General features: G+C 63.7%; 18 protein-coding genes. 11 read left to right on the top strand and 7 right to left on the bottom strand.

Annotated features, from left to right (window positions below):
* Positions 1 to 185: 185 nt before the first annotated feature.
* The 5 genes from lptB to ACKI1H_RS10880 are packed head-to-tail and all read right to left on the bottom strand — an operon-like array spanning position 186 to position 3,514.
* Positions 186 to 911 (bottom strand): LPS export ABC transporter ATP-binding protein, encoded by a 726-nt coding sequence (lptB, locus tag ACKI1H_RS10860; RefSeq protein ID WP_081517456.1) that lies wholly within the window; start codon positions 909 to 911, stop codon positions 186 to 188.
* Entirely contained in the window at positions 911 to 1,447 is a 537-nt protein-coding gene (lptA, locus tag ACKI1H_RS10865; protein ID WP_017518148.1) for a lipopolysaccharide transport periplasmic protein LptA, read from the bottom strand. The genes lptB and lptA overlap by 1 nt, the downstream gene beginning before the upstream one ends.
* Positions 1,434 to 2,006 (bottom strand): LPS export ABC transporter periplasmic protein LptC, encoded by a 573-nt coding sequence (gene lptC, locus ACKI1H_RS10870; protein WP_138521250.1) that lies wholly within the window; start codon positions 2,004 to 2,006, stop codon positions 1,434 to 1,436. Before lptC ends, lptA begins: the two co-directional genes overlap by 14 nt.
* A gap of 8 nt (positions 2,007 to 2,014) precedes the next feature.
* On the bottom strand, positions 2,015 to 2,539 hold the full coding sequence (locus ACKI1H_RS10875; protein ID WP_054906618.1) for a KdsC family phosphatase: 525 nt from the start codon (positions 2,537 to 2,539) through the stop codon (positions 2,015 to 2,017).
* Complete coding sequence (locus ACKI1H_RS10880) at positions 2,540 to 3,514, bottom strand: KpsF/GutQ family sugar-phosphate isomerase (RefSeq protein WP_138521252.1); 975 nt, start codon at positions 3,512 to 3,514, stop codon at positions 2,540 to 2,542.
* A gap of 238 nt (positions 3,515 to 3,752) precedes the next feature.
* On the opposite strand from ACKI1H_RS10880, the gene ACKI1H_RS10885 reads away from it, so the two are divergent.
* From ACKI1H_RS10885 to hisC, 10 genes are all read left to right on the top strand, one after another.
* Positions 3,753 to 4,562, top strand: a complete 810-nt coding sequence (locus ACKI1H_RS10885) for an ATP-binding cassette domain-containing protein (RefSeq protein WP_024766540.1) — start codon at positions 3,753 to 3,755, stop codon at positions 4,560 to 4,562.
* Positions 4,562 to 5,359, top strand: coding sequence for a lipid asymmetry maintenance ABC transporter permease subunit MlaE (gene mlaE, locus ACKI1H_RS10890; RefSeq protein WP_045209589.1), 798 nt, complete (start codon positions 4,562 to 4,564; stop codon positions 5,357 to 5,359). The genes ACKI1H_RS10885 and mlaE overlap by 1 nt, the downstream gene beginning before the upstream one ends.
* Complete coding sequence (mlaD, locus tag ACKI1H_RS10895) at positions 5,359 to 5,832, top strand: outer membrane lipid asymmetry maintenance protein MlaD (RefSeq protein ID WP_045209590.1); 474 nt, start codon at positions 5,359 to 5,361, stop codon at positions 5,830 to 5,832. Before mlaE ends, mlaD begins: the two co-directional genes overlap by 1 nt.
* 11 nt (positions 5,833 to 5,843) lie before the next feature.
* On the top strand, positions 5,844 to 6,491 hold the full coding sequence (locus ACKI1H_RS10900) for a Tgt2/MlaC family protein (protein WP_138521254.1): 648 nt from the start codon (positions 5,844 to 5,846) through the stop codon (positions 6,489 to 6,491).
* The gene (locus ACKI1H_RS10905; RefSeq protein ID WP_138521256.1) at positions 6,488 to 6,796 is read left to right on the top strand and encodes an STAS domain-containing protein; all 309 of its coding nucleotides are present in this window, start codon (positions 6,488 to 6,490) and stop codon (positions 6,794 to 6,796) included. Before ACKI1H_RS10900 ends, ACKI1H_RS10905 begins: the two co-directional genes overlap by 4 nt.
* Before the next feature lie 111 nt (positions 6,797 to 6,907).
* On the top strand, positions 6,908 to 7,147 hold the full coding sequence (locus ACKI1H_RS10910; protein ID WP_017518139.1) for a BolA family protein: 240 nt from the start codon (positions 6,908 to 6,910) through the stop codon (positions 7,145 to 7,147).
* Between the two features lie 19 nt (positions 7,148 to 7,166).
* Complete coding sequence (gene murA / locus ACKI1H_RS10915) at positions 7,167 to 8,435, top strand: UDP-N-acetylglucosamine 1-carboxyvinyltransferase (protein WP_440468343.1); 1,269 nt, start codon at positions 7,167 to 7,169, stop codon at positions 8,433 to 8,435.
* A 14-nt stretch (positions 8,436 to 8,449) separates the two neighbouring features.
* Entirely contained in the window at positions 8,450 to 9,085 is a 636-nt protein-coding gene (gene hisG / locus ACKI1H_RS10920) for an ATP phosphoribosyltransferase (RefSeq protein WP_017518137.1), read from the top strand.
* 124 nt (positions 9,086 to 9,209) lie between these two features.
* Positions 9,210 to 10,532 carry a histidinol dehydrogenase gene (gene hisD / locus ACKI1H_RS10925; RefSeq protein ID WP_054906612.1) on the top strand — a complete coding sequence of 441 codons (1,323 nt, stop codon included), beginning with the start codon at positions 9,210 to 9,212 and terminating at the stop codon, positions 10,530 to 10,532.
* Between the two features lie 3 nt (positions 10,533 to 10,535).
* Positions 10,536 to 11,591, top strand: coding sequence for a histidinol-phosphate transaminase (hisC, locus tag ACKI1H_RS10930; RefSeq protein ID WP_440468344.1), 1,056 nt, complete (start codon positions 10,536 to 10,538; stop codon positions 11,589 to 11,591).
* A gap of 54 nt (positions 11,592 to 11,645) precedes the next feature.
* On the opposite strand, the gene algW is transcribed toward hisC, so the two are convergent.
* Positions 11,646 to 12,794: a Do family serine endopeptidase AlgW gene (gene algW, locus ACKI1H_RS10935; protein ID WP_138521262.1), complete on the bottom strand. Its 1,149-nt coding sequence runs from the start codon at positions 12,792 to 12,794 to the stop codon at positions 11,646 to 11,648.
* Positions 12,795 to 12,907: 113 nt separating this feature from the next.
* Here algW and ACKI1H_RS10940 point away from each other — a divergent pair, with 113 nt between their 5' ends.
* Positions 12,908 to 13,666 (top strand): Nif3-like dinuclear metal center hexameric protein, encoded by a 759-nt coding sequence (locus tag ACKI1H_RS10940; protein ID WP_440468345.1) that lies wholly within the window; start codon positions 12,908 to 12,910, stop codon positions 13,664 to 13,666.
* Between the two features lie 55 nt (positions 13,667 to 13,721).
* On the opposite strand, the gene mltB is transcribed toward ACKI1H_RS10940, so the two are convergent.
* Positions 13,722 to 14,819, bottom strand: a complete 1,098-nt coding sequence (mltB, locus tag ACKI1H_RS10945) for a lytic murein transglycosylase B (RefSeq protein ID WP_138521266.1) — start codon at positions 14,817 to 14,819, stop codon at positions 13,722 to 13,724.
* Between the last annotated feature and the right edge of the window lie 9 nt (positions 14,820 to 14,828).

Here is a 14,828-nt window from a genome sequence, read left to right on the forward strand (position 1 = left end):
GCGAGGAAGCAAATTATATGCCTGAGTTTGGACGCTTTGCCTAGGGGCTGTCGACCTTTCGTTACAACCCGGTTGCGCCACGGTGGGTCGGGCAGCCGCGTACGTCGCGGAGCGGCCGACGAGCCGCGCCACGCTTGCGTGGAGAGGTGGAGCCACCGCGCCCGGACAGGGCGCGGTGCAGGGCCTTAGAGGCGGAACTCGTGGCCCAGATAGACTTCTTTCACCAGGTCGTTGGCGAGGATGCTTTCGGCGCTGCCTTCGGCGATCAACTGACCGTCGTTGACGATGTACGCCGTTTCGCAGATGTCCAGGGTCTCGCGGACGTTGTGGTCGGTGATCAGCACACCGATGCCCTTGGCCTTGAGGTGGTGGATGATCTGCTTGATGTCGCCCACGGAGATCGGGTCGACGCCGGCGAAAGGTTCGTCCAGCAGGATGAACTTCGGCGAACTGGCGAGCGCACGGGCGATTTCAACGCGGCGCCGTTCACCACCGGACAGGCTCATGCCGAGGTTGTCGCGGATGTGGTGAATGTGGAATTCCTCGAGCAGGCCTTCCAGGGCTTCCTGACGGCCAGCGCGATCCAGGTCGGTGCGGGTCTCGAGGATCGCCCCGATGTTGTCCGCCACCGACAGCTTGCGGAAGATCGAGGCTTCCTGCGGTAGGTAGCCGATGCCGGCGCGGGCGCGGCCGTGCATGGGCAGGTGGGTGACATCCTGCTCGTCGATGCGCACGACGCCCTGATCGGCACGGACCAGGCCGACGATCATGTAGAAGCAGGTGGTCTTGCCCGCTCCGTTGGGGCCGAGCAGGCCGACGATCTGCCCGCTCTCGATGCTCATGCTGACGTCGCGGACGACTTGCCGGCTCTTGTAGCTCTTGGCGAGGTGCTGGGCGGTTAGCGTAGCCATTACTGCGCTTGATCCTGCTTTTTCTTGGGCTGGATGACCATGTCGATACGCGGGCGCGGCGTGGTCACCTGGGAGCCGGTGGCGCGGCCTGCGTTGACGATCTGGCGCTGGGTGTCATAGACGATCTTCTCGCCTTCGAAGGTGTTGCCTTCCTGGATCACCTTGGCCTGGTCGATCAGCACGACGCGGTTCTGCGAGACGAAGTACTGGATGGTGAGGCCGTAGGCCTGGGTGATCTGCTTGTCCGGCGCCGGCTTCTGTTCGAAGTAGGCGGGCTTGCCGACCGAGGTGACGACCTCGATCTCGCCGTCCTTGTTCTGCTTGAGCGTAACGGTGTTGCCAGTCAGCTTCATGCTGCCCTGGGTTACCACCACGTCGCCGCGATACACGGCCACGCCCTGCTTGTCATCCAGTTCGGCGCTGTCGGCCTGGACGCGGATCGGCTGTTCCCGGTCGGTGGGAAGCGCCCAGGCGGCAGAGCTGCCGATAGCGGCGGCGAGGCTGAAAAGAAGGGGGAGGGTGTTAACGAGCCTCATGCTGACCTCTTACGTTGGACAGCAGGAGCATCCGGCTGTCTTTCAGATACGCTTTCATGCCAACTGCCGTGGTCACACCGTTGGGTTCGGTGATCTTCACGGGTTGGTCAGTCTGCGCATAGTCCTTGTCTGGGAACACCGTCATGCGCGAGGTGTTGAGCAGGAGCGTGCGCTGTTGCGCGTCGGTGCGCGCGACGCGCACGTCGTCGATCAGCTCGACCTGCTTGCCTTCGGGGGCTACTTCGGCGCGAACGCTCTGGACGTGCCACGGCTGAGGCTCATTCTCCCGGTGGAAGTAGAGGTCGGGCGTGGTAACCAGGGTCACGTCGCTTGCTTTCAGGTGTTCGAGTTTGTCGGCGGTCATCTCGTAGGCGAGGGAGCCGTCGACGCGGTATTGAACGCTCTTGGCGTTCACCACGTAGAAATCGACAGCGTCGCTGGTCTGCGACTTGAGTTGCCGCTCGTTGAAGTCCAGGCGCACGTTCCAGTAATAGCCGAGGGCGATCAGCAGGATGGCGATCAGGGCGAGCAGCAGCTTCTGTTGGAATGTCTTGGGCATGTTCGGCTCTAGAGATACGCGTTCTGGGCAGCTTCGAGGTTGCCCTGGGCGCGCAGGATCAGTTCGCAGAACTCGCGGGCGGCACCTTCACCGCCACGGGCCTGGGTCACCCCGTCGGCGTGCTGACGGACGAAAGCGTCGCCGCTGGCGACTGCCATGCCGAGGCCTGCGCGGCGGATGGCGGGCAGGTCGGGCAGGTCGTCACCCAGGTACGCCACCTCTTCATAGCCTAGACCCAGTTCGGCAAGCAACTCGTCAAGGGCGACCAGCTTGTCCTCGCGGCCCTGGAACAGGTGGTTGATGCCAAGATTCTTCGCCCGGCGCTCGACCACCGGGCTCGAGCGGCCGGTGATGATTGCGGTGCGTACGCCGGAGTTCATCAGCATCTTGATGCCCTGACCGTCCAGCGTATTGAAAGTCTTGAACTCGCCGCCATCGGGCAGAAAGTAGAGTTTGCCGTCGGTGAGCACACCATCGACGTCGAACACCGCCAGGCGGACCGCTTTCGCGCGTTGCAGCAGGTCGGCGGTCATTCAGATGACTCCCGCACGAGTCAGGTCGTGGACGTGCAGGACGCCGACCGGATGATCCTTGTCGTCGACCACCACCAGTACGTTGATCTTGTGGTCGTCCATGATCTTCAGGGCTTCGGCGGCGAGCATGTCCGGGCGGGCGGTCTTGCCATGCACGGTCATCACCTGGTCGATGGTCACCTGACGGAAGTCCAGCCCCTTGTCCAGGGTGCGGCGCAGGTCGCCGTCGGTGAAGACCCCAGCCAGGCGACCGTCTTCACCCAGGATGACGGTCATGCCCAGACCCTTGCGGGTCATTTCAAGCAGGGCGCCACTGAGCGAAGTGCCAGGAGAAACCTGCGGCAATGCTTCACCCACGTGCATGATGTTTTCCACTTTCAGCAACAATCGACGGCCCAATGCGCCGCCCGGATGCGAGAAAGCGAAGTCTTCGGCGGTGAAGCCGCGGGCTTCCAGCAGGGCGATGGCCAGCGCATCGCCGATCACCAGGGAAACCGTGGTGGAGGAGGTGGGTGCCAGGTTCAGCGAGCAGGCTTCGTGCTCGACGCTGGCGTCCAGGTTGACTGCGGCGGCCTTGGCCAGCGGCGACTCGGCATTGCCGGTCATGCTGATCAGGGTGATGCCCAGGCGCTTGATCAGCGGCAGCAGGGTGATGATTTCGGCAGTGGAGCCGGAGTTGGACAGGGCCAGGACGACGTCGTCCTTGGTGATCATGCCCATGTCGCCGTGGCTGGCCTCGGCCGGGTGCACGAAGAAGGAGGGCGTGCCGGTGCTGGCCAGGGTGGCGGCAATCTTGCGGGCGATGTGCCCGGACTTGCCCATGCCGACCACGACCACGCGGCCCTTGCAGGCCAGCAGCAGTTCGCAGGCCTGGGAGAATTCGGCGCCAATGCGCGGCAGCAGAGCGTCCACCGAGTCACGCTCGAGGCGGATAGTGCGTTGTGCCGACTGGATGAAATCGTGTTTCTGGCTCATGTTCGAAAGGCGCGGGGCAAAATGAAGTGCGAGATTATAACGGGAAAGCGGCAAAGGCTTCATCACTGGCATCTCAATGTTGAGCGCATTTTGCTGAACTGTGCCTTAACAGCGGCTTAGCAGCCCTTGGGGCGCGGCTTCGCGGGGTGTTATAGTTCGCGGCCGTTCGGCCTGCCGCGCCGTGTTTCTGCCGTGTGACAGACGGGGCAACGGACAGCGCCGTGATGAAAGGAGTTCTATGAGCACCAATGACCAATACGCGGTCGAGTTGAAGGGCCTGAGCTTCAAGCGTGGCACGCGTAAGATTTTCGATAACGTGGACATCCGCATTCCACGCGGCAAGGTCACCGGGATCATGGGGCCGTCGGGGTGTGGCAAGACCACCCTGTTGCGACTGATCGCCGCCCAGCTGCGGCCGGCGAGCGGGGAAGTGTGGGTCAATGGCCAGAACCTTCCCACGCTGGGCCGCAGTGACCTGTTCGACATGCGCAAGCAGTTCGGCGTGCTGTTCCAGAGCGGCGCACTGTTCACTGACCTTGATGTCTTCGAGAACGTGGCCTTCCCGCTTCGCGTGCACACCGAGTTGCCCGAGGACATGATCCGCGACATCGTGCTGATGAAGTTGCAGGCCGTTGGCCTGCGCGGGGCGGTCGAGCTGATGCCGGATGAACTGTCCGGCGGCATGAAGCGTCGCGTGGCGCTGGCCCGTGCCATCGCGCTGGATCCGCAGATCCTGATGTACGACGAGCCTTTCGTGGGCCAGGACCCGATCGCCATGGGCGTACTGGTACGCCTGATCCGCCTGCTCAACGATGCCCTGGGGATCACCAGTATTGTGGTGTCCCACGACCTTGCGGAAACCGCGAGCATCGCCGACTACATCTATATCGTCGGCGACGGTCGCGTGCTCGGTCACGGAACACCGGCTGACCTGCAGGGTCTCGATGATCCGCGGGTACGTCAGTTCATGAAAGGCATCCCGGATGGTCCGGTGCCGTTCCACTATCCTGCTCGCGATTACCGCGCCGACCTGCTGGGAGAACGTTGATGCGCAAGACTTCACCGCTCGAGCGAGTTCGCCTGCTCGGGCGTGCAGGCCTCGATGTCCTCGAATCGCTGGGTCGGTCGACCCTTTTTCTGGTACACGCCATCTTCGGTCGTCGTGTGCACAGCGGCGCCTTCCAGCTGCTGATCAAGCAGCTGTATTCGGTGGGCGTGCTGTCGCTGGCGATCATCGTCGTTTCCGGTCTGTTCATCGGCATGGTGCTGGCCCTGCAGGGCTACAACATCCTCGCGAGCTACGGCTCCGAGCAGGCGGTCGGCCAGATGGTCGCGTTAACGCTGCTGCGTGAGCTGGGGCCGGTGGTGACCGGTCTGTTGTTCGCCGGGCGTGCGGGTTCCGCGCTGACCGCCGAGATCGGCAACATGAAATCCACCGAGCAGTTGTCCAGCCTGGAGATGATCGGCGTCGACCCGCTCAAGTACATCATCGCTCCGCGCCTGTGGGCGGGCTTCATCTCGATGCCGCTGCTTGCAGCTATCTTCAGTGTTGTCGGCATCTGGGGCGGAGCCCTGGTCGCCGTGGACTGGCTGGGTGTGTATGACGGTTCGTACTGGTCGAACATGCAGAACAGCGTGCAGTTCACCAAGGACATTCTCAATGGCGTGATCAAGAGTGTGGTGTTCGCCTTCGTCGTGACCTGGATCGCCGTGTTCCAGGGTTATGACTGCGAGCCCACTTCCGAGGGAATCAGTCGCGCCACCACCCGTACCGTTGTGTATGCCTCCCTGGCCGTGCTGGGGCTGGACTTCATCCTGACCGCCTTGATGTTTGGAGACTTCTGATGCAAACCCGCACCCTGGAAATCGGTGTAGGCCTGTTCATTCTGGCCGGCCTGCTGGCCCTGCTGCTGCTGGCCCTGCGTGTCAGCGGACTGACCATCGGCAATTCGGGCGATACCTACAAGCTGTATGCCTATTTCGACAATATTGCCGGCGTCACCGTACGTGGCAAGGTCACCATGGCTGGCGTCACCATCGGCAAGGTCACTGCGGTGGACCTGGACCATGACAGCTATCGTGGTCGTGTGACCATGGAGATCAATCGCCAGGTCAACAACCTGCCGGACGACTCCACCGCTTCCATCCTGACCGCCGGCCTGCTGGGCGAGAAGTACATCGGCATCAGCGTCGGTGGCGATGAAGAGCTGCTGAAGGAAGGCGATACCATCAAGGACACCCAGTCGGCACTCGTGCTGGAAGACCTGATCGGCAAGTTCCTGCTGAATTCGGTCAACAAAGACGACTCGAAGAAATGAGGACTCACTCCATGTTGAAAACCTTGCGCCGTGGCTTCCTGGTTCTGCTCGCGATCCTGCCGCTGTTCGCCCAGGCCGAACAGACCGCTCAGCAGGTCGTGCAGCAGACCGTCGACAGCCTGCTGTCGGACCTGAAAACCAACAAGCCCAACTACAAGGCCAATCCCCAGGCGTTCTACGACACCCTGAACCGCATTCTCGGCCCGGTCGTGGACTCCGAGGGCATCGCCAGGGGCGTGATGACCGTCAAGTATTCCCGTCAGGCGACTCCGGAGCAGGTCAAGCGCTTCGAGGAGACCTTCAAGAACAGCCTCTTCCAGTTCTACGGCAACGCGCTGCTGGAGTACGACAACCAGGACATCCGCGTGCTGAACACCGGCAAGCAGGACCAGGATCGTGCGTCGGTGAACATGGAAGTGGTCGGTGGCAACGGTGCCATCTATCCGGTGCAGTACACCATGGTCAACCAGGGCGGCCAGTGGCGCCTGCGTAACGTGATCATCAACGGCATCAACATCGGCAAGCTGTTCCGTGACCAGTTCGCCGACTCCATGCAGAAGAACCGCAACGACCTGGAAGCCACCATCGCCGGTTGGGGTCAGGTGGTCGCCAAGGCCAAGGACGCGGCCAAGGGCCAGCCGGAAGGCGGCGCAGAATGAGTCAGGGCAGTATCACGGAGCGTGGCGAGGGCGAACTGGCCCTCGCCGGCGTGCTGGACTACAGCACCGGCCCCGCGTTGCGTGAGCAGGGCGCCCGGCTGATCGCTTCCAGCAAGGCCGGGGCGCTGCGCCTGGACTGCTCGGCGGTGGAGCACTCCAGCAGCGTCGGATTGTCGCTGCTGTTATCCTACACCCGTGATGCGCGCAAGGCCGGCAAGACGTTGCAGATATCCGGCCTGCCCAAGGACATGCAGGAAATCGCCAAGGTTGGCGAGCTCCTGGAGATTCTGCCGTTACAGCATTGAAACACTCAAAAGGGCCCTCCGTCCGCGACTTCCCCTGCCGGGGTTCGCAGGCGGGGGGCTTTTTTGTATCATGGCCGACCCGCGCGCGTAGGGCGCCGAACGAGGTTGAGCATGCAGGCCGTAGAAGTCAAAAACTTCCTGGAATCGAAACTCCCAGGTACCCAGATCGAAGTGGAAGGCGAAGGCTGCAATTTCCAGCTGAACCTGATCAGCGACGAGCTCGCCGGCCTGAGCCCGGTCAAGCGCCAGCAACAGATCTATGCCCACCTGAACGAGTGGATCGCCTCCGGCGCCATCCATGCCGTCACCATGAAATTCTTCAGCCGCGCCGCCTGGGCCGAGCGTTCCTGAGCCCACGGGGAAAATAGCAATGGATAAACTGATCATTACCGGCGGCACTCGTCTCGATGGCGAGATCCGCATCTCCGGCGCGAAGAACTCGGCGCTGCCGATCCTCGCCGCGACCCTGCTGGCGGATACCCCGGTGACCGTCTGCAACCTGCCGCACCTGCATGACATCACCACCATGATCGAGCTGTTCGGTCGTATGGGCGTGCAGCCGATCATCGACGAGAAGCTCAACGTCGAAGTCGATGCCAGCACCATCAAGACCCTGGTGGCGCCGTACGAGCTGGTCAAGACCATGCGTGCGTCGATCCTCGTGCTCGGCCCGATGGTTGCCCGCTTCGGTGAAGCCGAAGTCGCGCTGCCCGGCGGCTGCGCCATTGGTTCGCGTCCGGTGGACCTGCACATCCGCGGCCTCGAAGCCATGGGCGCGCAGATCACCGTCGAAGGCGGCTACATCAAGGCCAAGGCTCCGGCCGGCGGCCTGAGGGGTGCGCACTTCTTCTTCGATACCGTGTCCGTGACCGGTACCGAGAACATCATGATGGCCGCGGCCCTAGCCAATGGCCGTTCCGTGCTGGAAAACGCCGCGCGCGAGCCCGAAGTCGTCGACCTGGCGAACTTCATCAACGCCATGGGCGGTGACGTGCAGGGCGCTGGCACCGACACCATCGTGATCAACGGTGTCAAAAACCTGGGTGGCGGCGCCAAGTACAACGTCATGCCCGACCGCATCGAGACCGGCACCTACCTGGTCGCCGCTGCGGCTACCGGTGGCCGTGTCAAGCTCAAGGACACCGATCCGACCATTCTCGAAGCGGTGCTGGCCAAGCTGGTCGAAGCCGGCGCGCACATCACCACCGGCAGCAACTGGATCGAGCTGGACATGAAGGGCAACCGGCCGAAGGCGGTGAATATCCGCACCGCGCCGTACCCGGCATTCCCGACCGACATGCAGGCGCAGTTCATCTCCCTGAACGCCATTGGCGAAGGCACCGGCGCGGTCATCGAGACCGTGTTCGAGAATCGCTTCATGCACGTCTACGAGATGAACCGTATGGGCGCGCAGATTCTGGTGGAGGGTAATACCGCCATCGTCACCGGTGTTCCGCAGCTCAAGGGTGCACCGGTCATGGCGACCGACCTGCGTGCTTCCGCCAGCCTGGTGATTGCCGCCCTGGTGGCCGAAGGCGATACCATGATCGACCGCATCTACCACATCGACCGTGGTTACGAGTGCATCGAAGAGAAACTGCAACTGCTCGGGGCGAAGATTCGCCGCGTGCCGGGCTAGGGCTGAGCCAGACAATGCTGACGATTGCCCTGTCCAAGGGCCGGATTCTCGACGACACCCTGCCGCTGCTCGCAGCGGCTGGCATCGTGCCGACCGAGAATCCGGACAAGAGCCGCAAGCTGATCATCCCCACTACCCTCGATGACGTACGTCTACTGATCGTGCGTGCTACCGACGTGCCGACCTATGTCGAGCACGGCGCCGCCGACCTCGGCGTGGCGGGCAAGGACGTGCTCATGGAGTACGGTGGCCAGGGCCTCTACGAGCCGCTGGACCTGAAGATTGCCAACTGCAAGCTGATGACTGCCGGTGCGGTCGGCGCGCCGGAGCCCAAGGGCCGCCTGCGCGTGGCCACCAAGTTCGTCAACGTCGCCAAGCGTTACTACGCCGAACAGGGCCGTCAGGTTGATGTGATCAAGCTGTACGGCTCCATGGAGCTGGCACCGCTAGTCGGTCTCGCCGACAAGATCATCGACGTGGTCGACACCGGCAACACCCTGCGTGCGAACGGTCTGGAGCCCCAGGAGCTGATCGCTCACATCAGCTCGCGTCTGGTGGTGAACAAGGCCTCGATGAAGATGCAGCATGCTCGCATCCAGGCCCTGATCGACACCCTGCGCGAAGCGGTGGAGTCTCGACACCGGGCGTAATTCCCCGCGCGGCCTCCCCGCCGCGCCCGCCTATCCGTGTCATAGCCAAATTTTCTCGGGTGCCCGCACGGAAGGCTTGATAGTCTTGCGGCGCCCGAGATCATGCCAATTAAAGAGGCCAGCTATGACCGCACCCTTCGCTATCCGTCGACTCAACGCCGCCGATCCGGACTTCGCGCGTCATCTGGACCATCTGCTCTCCTGGGAAAGCGTGTCCGACGATGCGGTGAACCAGCGTGTGCTCGACATCATCGCCGACGTGCGCAAGCGCGGTGACGCCGCCGTGGTGGAGTTCACCCAGCGCTTCGACGGCGTCGACGCCAAGACCATGGCTGACCTGATCCTGCCGCGCGAGCGCCTGGAACTGGCCCTGACCCGCATCACTCCGGCCCAGCGAGAGGCGCTGGAAACTGCTGCTGAACGCGTGCGCAGCTACCACGAGAAGCAGAAGCAAGACTCCTGGCGCTATACCGAAGCCGACGGCACCGTGCTCGGCCAGCAGGTCACCCCGCTGGATCGCGCCGGCCTGTACGTGCCTGGCGGCAAGGCGTCCTACCCTTCGTCCGTGCTGATGAACGCCATTCCGGCCAAGGTCGCCGGCGTCGCCGAAGTGGTGATGGTGGTGCCGACCCCGCGCGGCGAGATCAACGAGATCGTCCTGGCCGCTGCCTGCATCGCGGGCGTTGACCGCGTCTTCACCATCGGTGGCGCCCAGGCCGTGGCCGCGCTGGCCTATGGCACCGAGAGCGTGCCGCAGGTGGACAAGATCGTCGGCCCGGGCAACATCTACGTCGCCACCGCCAAGCGCCACGTGTTCGGCCAGGTCGGCATCGACATGATCGCCGGCCCCTCCGAGATCCTCGTGGTCTGCGATGGCGGCACCGATCCGGACTGGATCGCCATGGACCTGTTCTCCCAGGCCGAGCACGACGAAGATGCCCAGTCGATCCTGGTCAGCCCGGACGCTGCCTTCCTCGACAAGGTCGCCGCCAGTATCGAGAAGCTGCTGCCGACCATGGAGCGCGCCGAGATCATCCGTACTTCGCTGACCAATCGTGGTGCTCTGATTCTCGTTGCCGACCAGGAGCAGGCCTGTCAGGTCGCCAACCGCATTGCCCCGGAGCACCTGGAGCTGTCGGTGGCCGATCCGGAAAGCTGGCTGCCGAAGATCCGCCACGCCGGTGCCATCTTCATGGGCCGCTATACCGCCGAGGCGCTGGGTGACTACTGCGCCGGCCCGAACCACGTGCTGCCGACCTCCGGTACCGCGCGCTTCTCTTCGCCGCTGGGCGTGTACGACTTCCAGAAGCGTTCCTCGATCATCTTCTGCTCCGCGCCGGGCGCTTCCGAGCTGGGCAAGACCGCTTCGATCCTGGCCCGTGGCGAGTCGCTGACCGCCCACGCGCGCAGTGCCGAATTCCGCATCCTTGACGGCAAGAGTGAGTAATCGATGAGCAAGTTCTGGAGTCCCTTCGTCAAGGAGCTGGTGCCCTACGTTCCGGGCGAGCAGCCGAAGCTGGCCAAGCTGGTCAAGCTGAACACCAACGAGAATCCCTACGGCCCGTCGCCTGAGGTGGTCGCCGCGATTCAGGCCGAGTTGAACGACACGCTGCGCCTGTATCCGGATCCGAACGCCGATCGCCTGAAGCAGACCATCGCCGAGTACCACGGCGTGAAGACCTCCCAGGTCTTTGTTGGCAATGGTTCGGACGAAGTGCTGGCCCATGCCTTCCACGCGCTGTTCCAGCACGGCAAGCCGCTGCTGTTCCCCGACGTGACCTATAGCTTCTATCCGGTCTACTGCGGCCTCTACGGCATCGAGTTCGAAGCGCTGCCGCTGGACGAGCAGTTCCAGATCCGCGTCGAGGATTACGCGCGCCCCAACGGCGGCATCATCTTCCCCAACCCCAACGCCCCCACAGGTTGCCTGCTGCCGCTCGAGGCCATCGAGCGCCTGCTGCAAGCCAGCCCGGACAGTGTGGTGCTGGTGGACGAGGCCTACGTCGACTTCGGCGGCGAGACCGCGATTTCCCTGGTCAACCGCTACCCGAACCTGCTGGTGGCGCAGACCCTGTCAAAGTCGCGCTCCCTGGCGGGCCTGCGGGTCGGCTTCGCCGTTGGCCACGAGGACCTGATCGAAGCGCTGGAGCGGGTGAAGAACAGCTTCAACTCCTATCCGCTGGACCGTCTGGCGCTGGCCGGCGCGGTCGCGTCCTTCGAGGACCAGGCCTACTTCGAGCAGACCTGCAACGCGGTTATCCACAGCCGCGAGAAGCTGGTGGCCGAGCTCAAGACCCTGGGCTTCGATGTGCTGCCTTCCGCGGCGAATTTCATCTTCGCCCGCCACCCGCAGCGCGACGGCGCTGAACTGGCGGCTGCCCTGCGCGAGGAGGGCGTGATCGTGCGCCACTTCAAGCAGCAACGGATCAACCAGTTCCTGCGCATCAGCATCGGCACCGAAGAGCAGAACCAGGCGTTGCTCGATGCCCTGCGTCTGAAGCTGTAAGGTCATCGTGGTAATGAAAAACGGCGCCTTCAGGCGCCGTTTTTCATTGCGGTGTCAGTTGGCGTTAGGGGCCGGTGGCGGACGAAGGCCGACTTCGGCGTTGAGCGTCACCGGTTTGCCATTGCGCAGCACCTCGATGGTGATCTTCTCGCCCGGCTTGGTGCGTGCCACCTGGTTCATCGAACGGCGGCCATCGCTGGCGGCCTCGCCATCGATGTTCAGGATGATGTCGCCCGGCAGCAGGCCCGACTTGGCGGCGGGGCCGTCGCGATAGACGCCGGCGACGACGATGCCAGCCTTGTCCTTGAGGTCGAAGGACTCGGCCAGCTCCGGGGTCAGCGGTTGTACTTCGACGCCGAGCCAGCCGCGGATGACCTGGCCGTGCTCGATGATCGACTGCATGACCTCCAGGGCCAGCTTGGTCGGGATGGCGAAGCCGATGCCCTGAGAACCGCCGGACTTGGAGAAGATCGCCGTGTTGATGCCGATCAGGTTGCCGTTGGCATCCACCAGTGCGCCGCCGGAGTTGCCCGGGTTGATCGCTGCGTCGGTCTGGATGAAGTCTTCGTAGGTGTTCAGGCCCAGCTGGTTGCGGCCGGTGGCGCTGATGATGCCCATGGTCACGGTCTGGCCGACGCCGAAGGGGTTGCCGATGGCCAGGCAGACGTCGCCGGTACGGATACCGTCGGAGCGGCCGAGCATGATCGAAGGCAGATCCTTCAGATCGATCTTCAGCACCGCGAGGTCGGTCTCGGGGTCGCTGCCCACCAGGCGGGCGATGGTCTCGCGGCCGTCGCGCAGGGCCACGACGATCTGGTCGGCGCCGGAGGTTACGTGGTTGTTGGTCAGCAGGTAGCCTTCGGGGCTCATGATCACCGCCGAACCCAGGCTCGATTCCATGCGCTTCTGCTGCGGCAGGTTGTCGCCGAAGAAGCGCCGGAACAGCGGGTCGTCGAGCATCGAATTGTTCGGCTTGCTGACCATCTTGGTGGTGTACAGGTTGGCCACGGCCGGCGAGGAGCGGGTCACTGCGTCGGCGTAGCTGACCGGGCCCTGCTGCAGGCGGCTGAGCAGAGGAGCCTGTTGCAGGTGCACTTCCTGCTGCGGAAGGCCGACCCATTGCGGGTTATGCTGGATGATCAGAAGCGCCAGCAGGACGCCAACCAGCACGGGCCAGCCGAGGAAACGCAGGGCCTTCAGCATCGAAGAAAATCCTTGGGGTTGCTTGGCCGGGGGATGGCCGATAGGGTGGCGGCCATTATACGGGCGGCGAGCCAAGAAAATAGACGCTCGCAGCCGATGTTGGAGGAATTTCGATGGCAATCGCACTGAGTACGCTGGTCGAGGAAGCGGACCGTTTCCTGGAGGCGGCGAAGATCCAGGATTACTGCCCCAACGGCCTGCAGGTCGAGGGGCGCCCGCAGGTGCGCCGCATCGTTTCCGGTGTTACCGCCAGCCAGGCGCTGCTGGATGCCGCCGTGGAAGCGGACGCCGATGTGGTACTGGTCCACCACGGCTATTTCTGGAAGGGCGAGGACGCCCGCGTGGTGGGCATGAAGCAGCGTCGCCTGAAGACCCTGCTGAACCATGACATCAGCTTGCTGGCCTACCACCTGCCGCTGGACCTGCATCCCGAGGTGGGTAACAACGTGCAACTGGGCCGCCAGCTCGGTTTCGAGATCGAAGGGCCGCTGGAGCCGGGCAACCCTCGCTCCATCGTGCTGGTCGGTTCGCTGGCTGAGCCCATGCTGCCCAGCGATCTCGCAATCCATGTGCGTGACGTGCTTGGCCGCGAACCGCTGCTGGTCGACGGCGGCCAGCCAATCCGCCGCATTGCCTGGTGCACCGGCGGCGCCCAGGGCTACATCGATCAGGCGATTGCCGCAGGCGTCGATGCCTACCTGACTGGCGAGGTCTCCGAGCAGACCGTGCACAGCGCGCGAGAGAACGGCATCAGCTTTATCGCCGCCGGCCACCATGCCACCGAACGCTACGGCGTGCAGGCGCTGGGAGACTACCTGGCCAAGCGCTTCGCCATCAAGCATCTGTTCATCGATTGCCCGAACCCCGCCTGACTCTTTGGCGCCATGAAAAAAGCCGGCTCGATGAGCCGGCTTTTTTGTGCGCGCCTCAGCGGTAGCCGTGGCGCTGGCGGTCCACCGCCTTGCCCAACTCCCACACCGCCATGGCGTAGTGCGTGCTGTGGTTGTAGCGGGTGATCACGTAGAAGTTCGGTAGGCCGTACCAGTACTGGTAGGTGTTGCCCATATCCAGACGTAGCAGGCTGGCGGTCTGGTGATTGCCCAGCGATCCCTGCGGGCGCAGGCCGGCGTTGGCCAGGACGCTGACGGGGTACTGGGTCTTGAAGCCGTCCTCCAGCGAACGGGCCTGGCCGGTCGCGGGGATCGCCACTGCGTCGCCGGTGACCCAGCCATGCTGTTTGAAGTAGTTCGCCACGCTGCCGATGGCGTCGCGCGGGTTCCACAGGTCGCGGTGGCCATCGCCGTCGAAGTCCACCGCGTACTTTGTGAAGGAGGAGGGCATGAACTGTCCGTAGCCCATGGCGCCGGCATAGGAGCCGCGCAGCGAGAGAGGGTCCACACCTTCCTTGCGCGCCTGGAGCAGGAACTGCTCCAGTTCACCGCTGAAGAACTCGGCGCGGCGCGGGTAGGAGAACGACAGGGTGGCCAGCGCGTCGATGATCCGCGTCTTGCCCATGACGCGGCCCCAGCGGGTTTCCACGCCGATGATGCCGACGATGATTTCTGGCGGTACGCCATAGGTGCGCGAGGCGCGCTGCAGGTCGGCTTCATACTGGTCCCAGAACAGTACGCCCTTCTGCACGTTGTCCGGGGTGATGAACTTCTTCCGGTAGCGCAGCCAGGCGCCGTTCGGGCCGCTCGGCGGGGTGTAGGTCGGCGCCTGGCGGTCCATGAGGCGGATCACCCAGTCCAGCTCCTGGGTCTGCGCGAACAGATCGTGCAGGCTCTGCCGGTTGAAGCCGTACTTGCTCACCATCATGTCGATGAAACGATTGGCGTTGGCATTGTTGGCATAGTCGCCGCGCAGCGGAGTGATCGGTTGTACCGAACCGAACGCCGGGTGGGCGCTGGGGGTGATCAGGGTCGGCGTCTTCGGCTTCTGGGCCGGCTGCGGGGCGGGAGTCGGTTTGCTGCTGCACGCGGAGATGAGGACAAGCAGAGGCAGGGCGTAAGCGATGCGGCGCATGGGAAATCT

Origin of the sequence: Pseudomonas sp. YH-1, assembly GCF_051990045.1 — a bacterium.
Classification (GTDB): Bacteria; Pseudomonadota; Gammaproteobacteria; order Pseudomonadales; family Pseudomonadaceae; genus Pseudomonas; species Pseudomonas nicosulfuronedens.

What these genes read in the sequence shown, in the direction of transcription:
- lptB (WP_081517456.1), bottom strand. Translation starts at nt 911, where the DNA reads ATGGCTACGCTAACCGCCCAGCACCTCGCCAAGAGCTACAAGAGCCGG.
- lptA (WP_017518148.1), bottom strand. Translation starts at nt 1,447, where the DNA reads ATGAGGCTCGTTAACACCCTCCCCCTTCTTTTCAGCCTCGCCGCCGCT.
- lptC (WP_138521250.1), bottom strand. Translation starts at nt 2,006, where the DNA reads ATGCCCAAGACATTCCAACAGAAGCTGCTGCTCGCCCTGATCGCCATC.
- ACKI1H_RS10875 (WP_054906618.1), bottom strand. Translation starts at nt 2,539, where the DNA reads ATGACCGCCGACCTGCTGCAACGCGCGAAAGCGGTCCGCCTGGCGGTG.
- ACKI1H_RS10880 (WP_138521252.1), bottom strand. Translation starts at nt 3,514, where the DNA reads ATGAGCCAGAAACACGATTTCATCCAGTCGGCACAACGCACTATCCGC.
- ACKI1H_RS10885 (WP_024766540.1), top strand. Translation starts at nt 3,753, where the DNA reads ATGAGCACCAATGACCAATACGCGGTCGAGTTGAAGGGCCTGAGCTTC.
- mlaE (WP_045209589.1), top strand. Translation starts at nt 4,562, where the DNA reads ATGCGCAAGACTTCACCGCTCGAGCGAGTTCGCCTGCTCGGGCGTGCA.
- mlaD (WP_045209590.1), top strand. Translation starts at nt 5,359, where the DNA reads ATGCAAACCCGCACCCTGGAAATCGGTGTAGGCCTGTTCATTCTGGCC.
- ACKI1H_RS10900 (WP_138521254.1), top strand. Translation starts at nt 5,844, where the DNA reads ATGTTGAAAACCTTGCGCCGTGGCTTCCTGGTTCTGCTCGCGATCCTG.
- ACKI1H_RS10905 (WP_138521256.1), top strand. Translation starts at nt 6,488, where the DNA reads ATGAGTCAGGGCAGTATCACGGAGCGTGGCGAGGGCGAACTGGCCCTC.
- ACKI1H_RS10910 (WP_017518139.1), top strand. Translation starts at nt 6,908, where the DNA reads ATGCAGGCCGTAGAAGTCAAAAACTTCCTGGAATCGAAACTCCCAGGT.
- murA (WP_440468343.1), top strand. Translation starts at nt 7,167, where the DNA reads ATGGATAAACTGATCATTACCGGCGGCACTCGTCTCGATGGCGAGATC.
- hisG (WP_017518137.1), top strand. Translation starts at nt 8,450, where the DNA reads ATGCTGACGATTGCCCTGTCCAAGGGCCGGATTCTCGACGACACCCTG.
- hisD (WP_054906612.1), top strand. Translation starts at nt 9,210, where the DNA reads ATGACCGCACCCTTCGCTATCCGTCGACTCAACGCCGCCGATCCGGAC.
- hisC (WP_440468344.1), top strand. Translation starts at nt 10,536, where the DNA reads ATGAGCAAGTTCTGGAGTCCCTTCGTCAAGGAGCTGGTGCCCTACGTT.
- algW (WP_138521262.1), bottom strand. Translation starts at nt 12,794, where the DNA reads ATGCTGAAGGCCCTGCGTTTCCTCGGCTGGCCCGTGCTGGTTGGCGTC.
- ACKI1H_RS10940 (WP_440468345.1), top strand. Translation starts at nt 12,908, where the DNA reads ATGGCAATCGCACTGAGTACGCTGGTCGAGGAAGCGGACCGTTTCCTG.
- mltB (WP_138521266.1), bottom strand. Translation starts at nt 14,819, where the DNA reads ATGCGCCGCATCGCTTACGCCCTGCCTCTGCTTGTCCTCATCTCCGCG.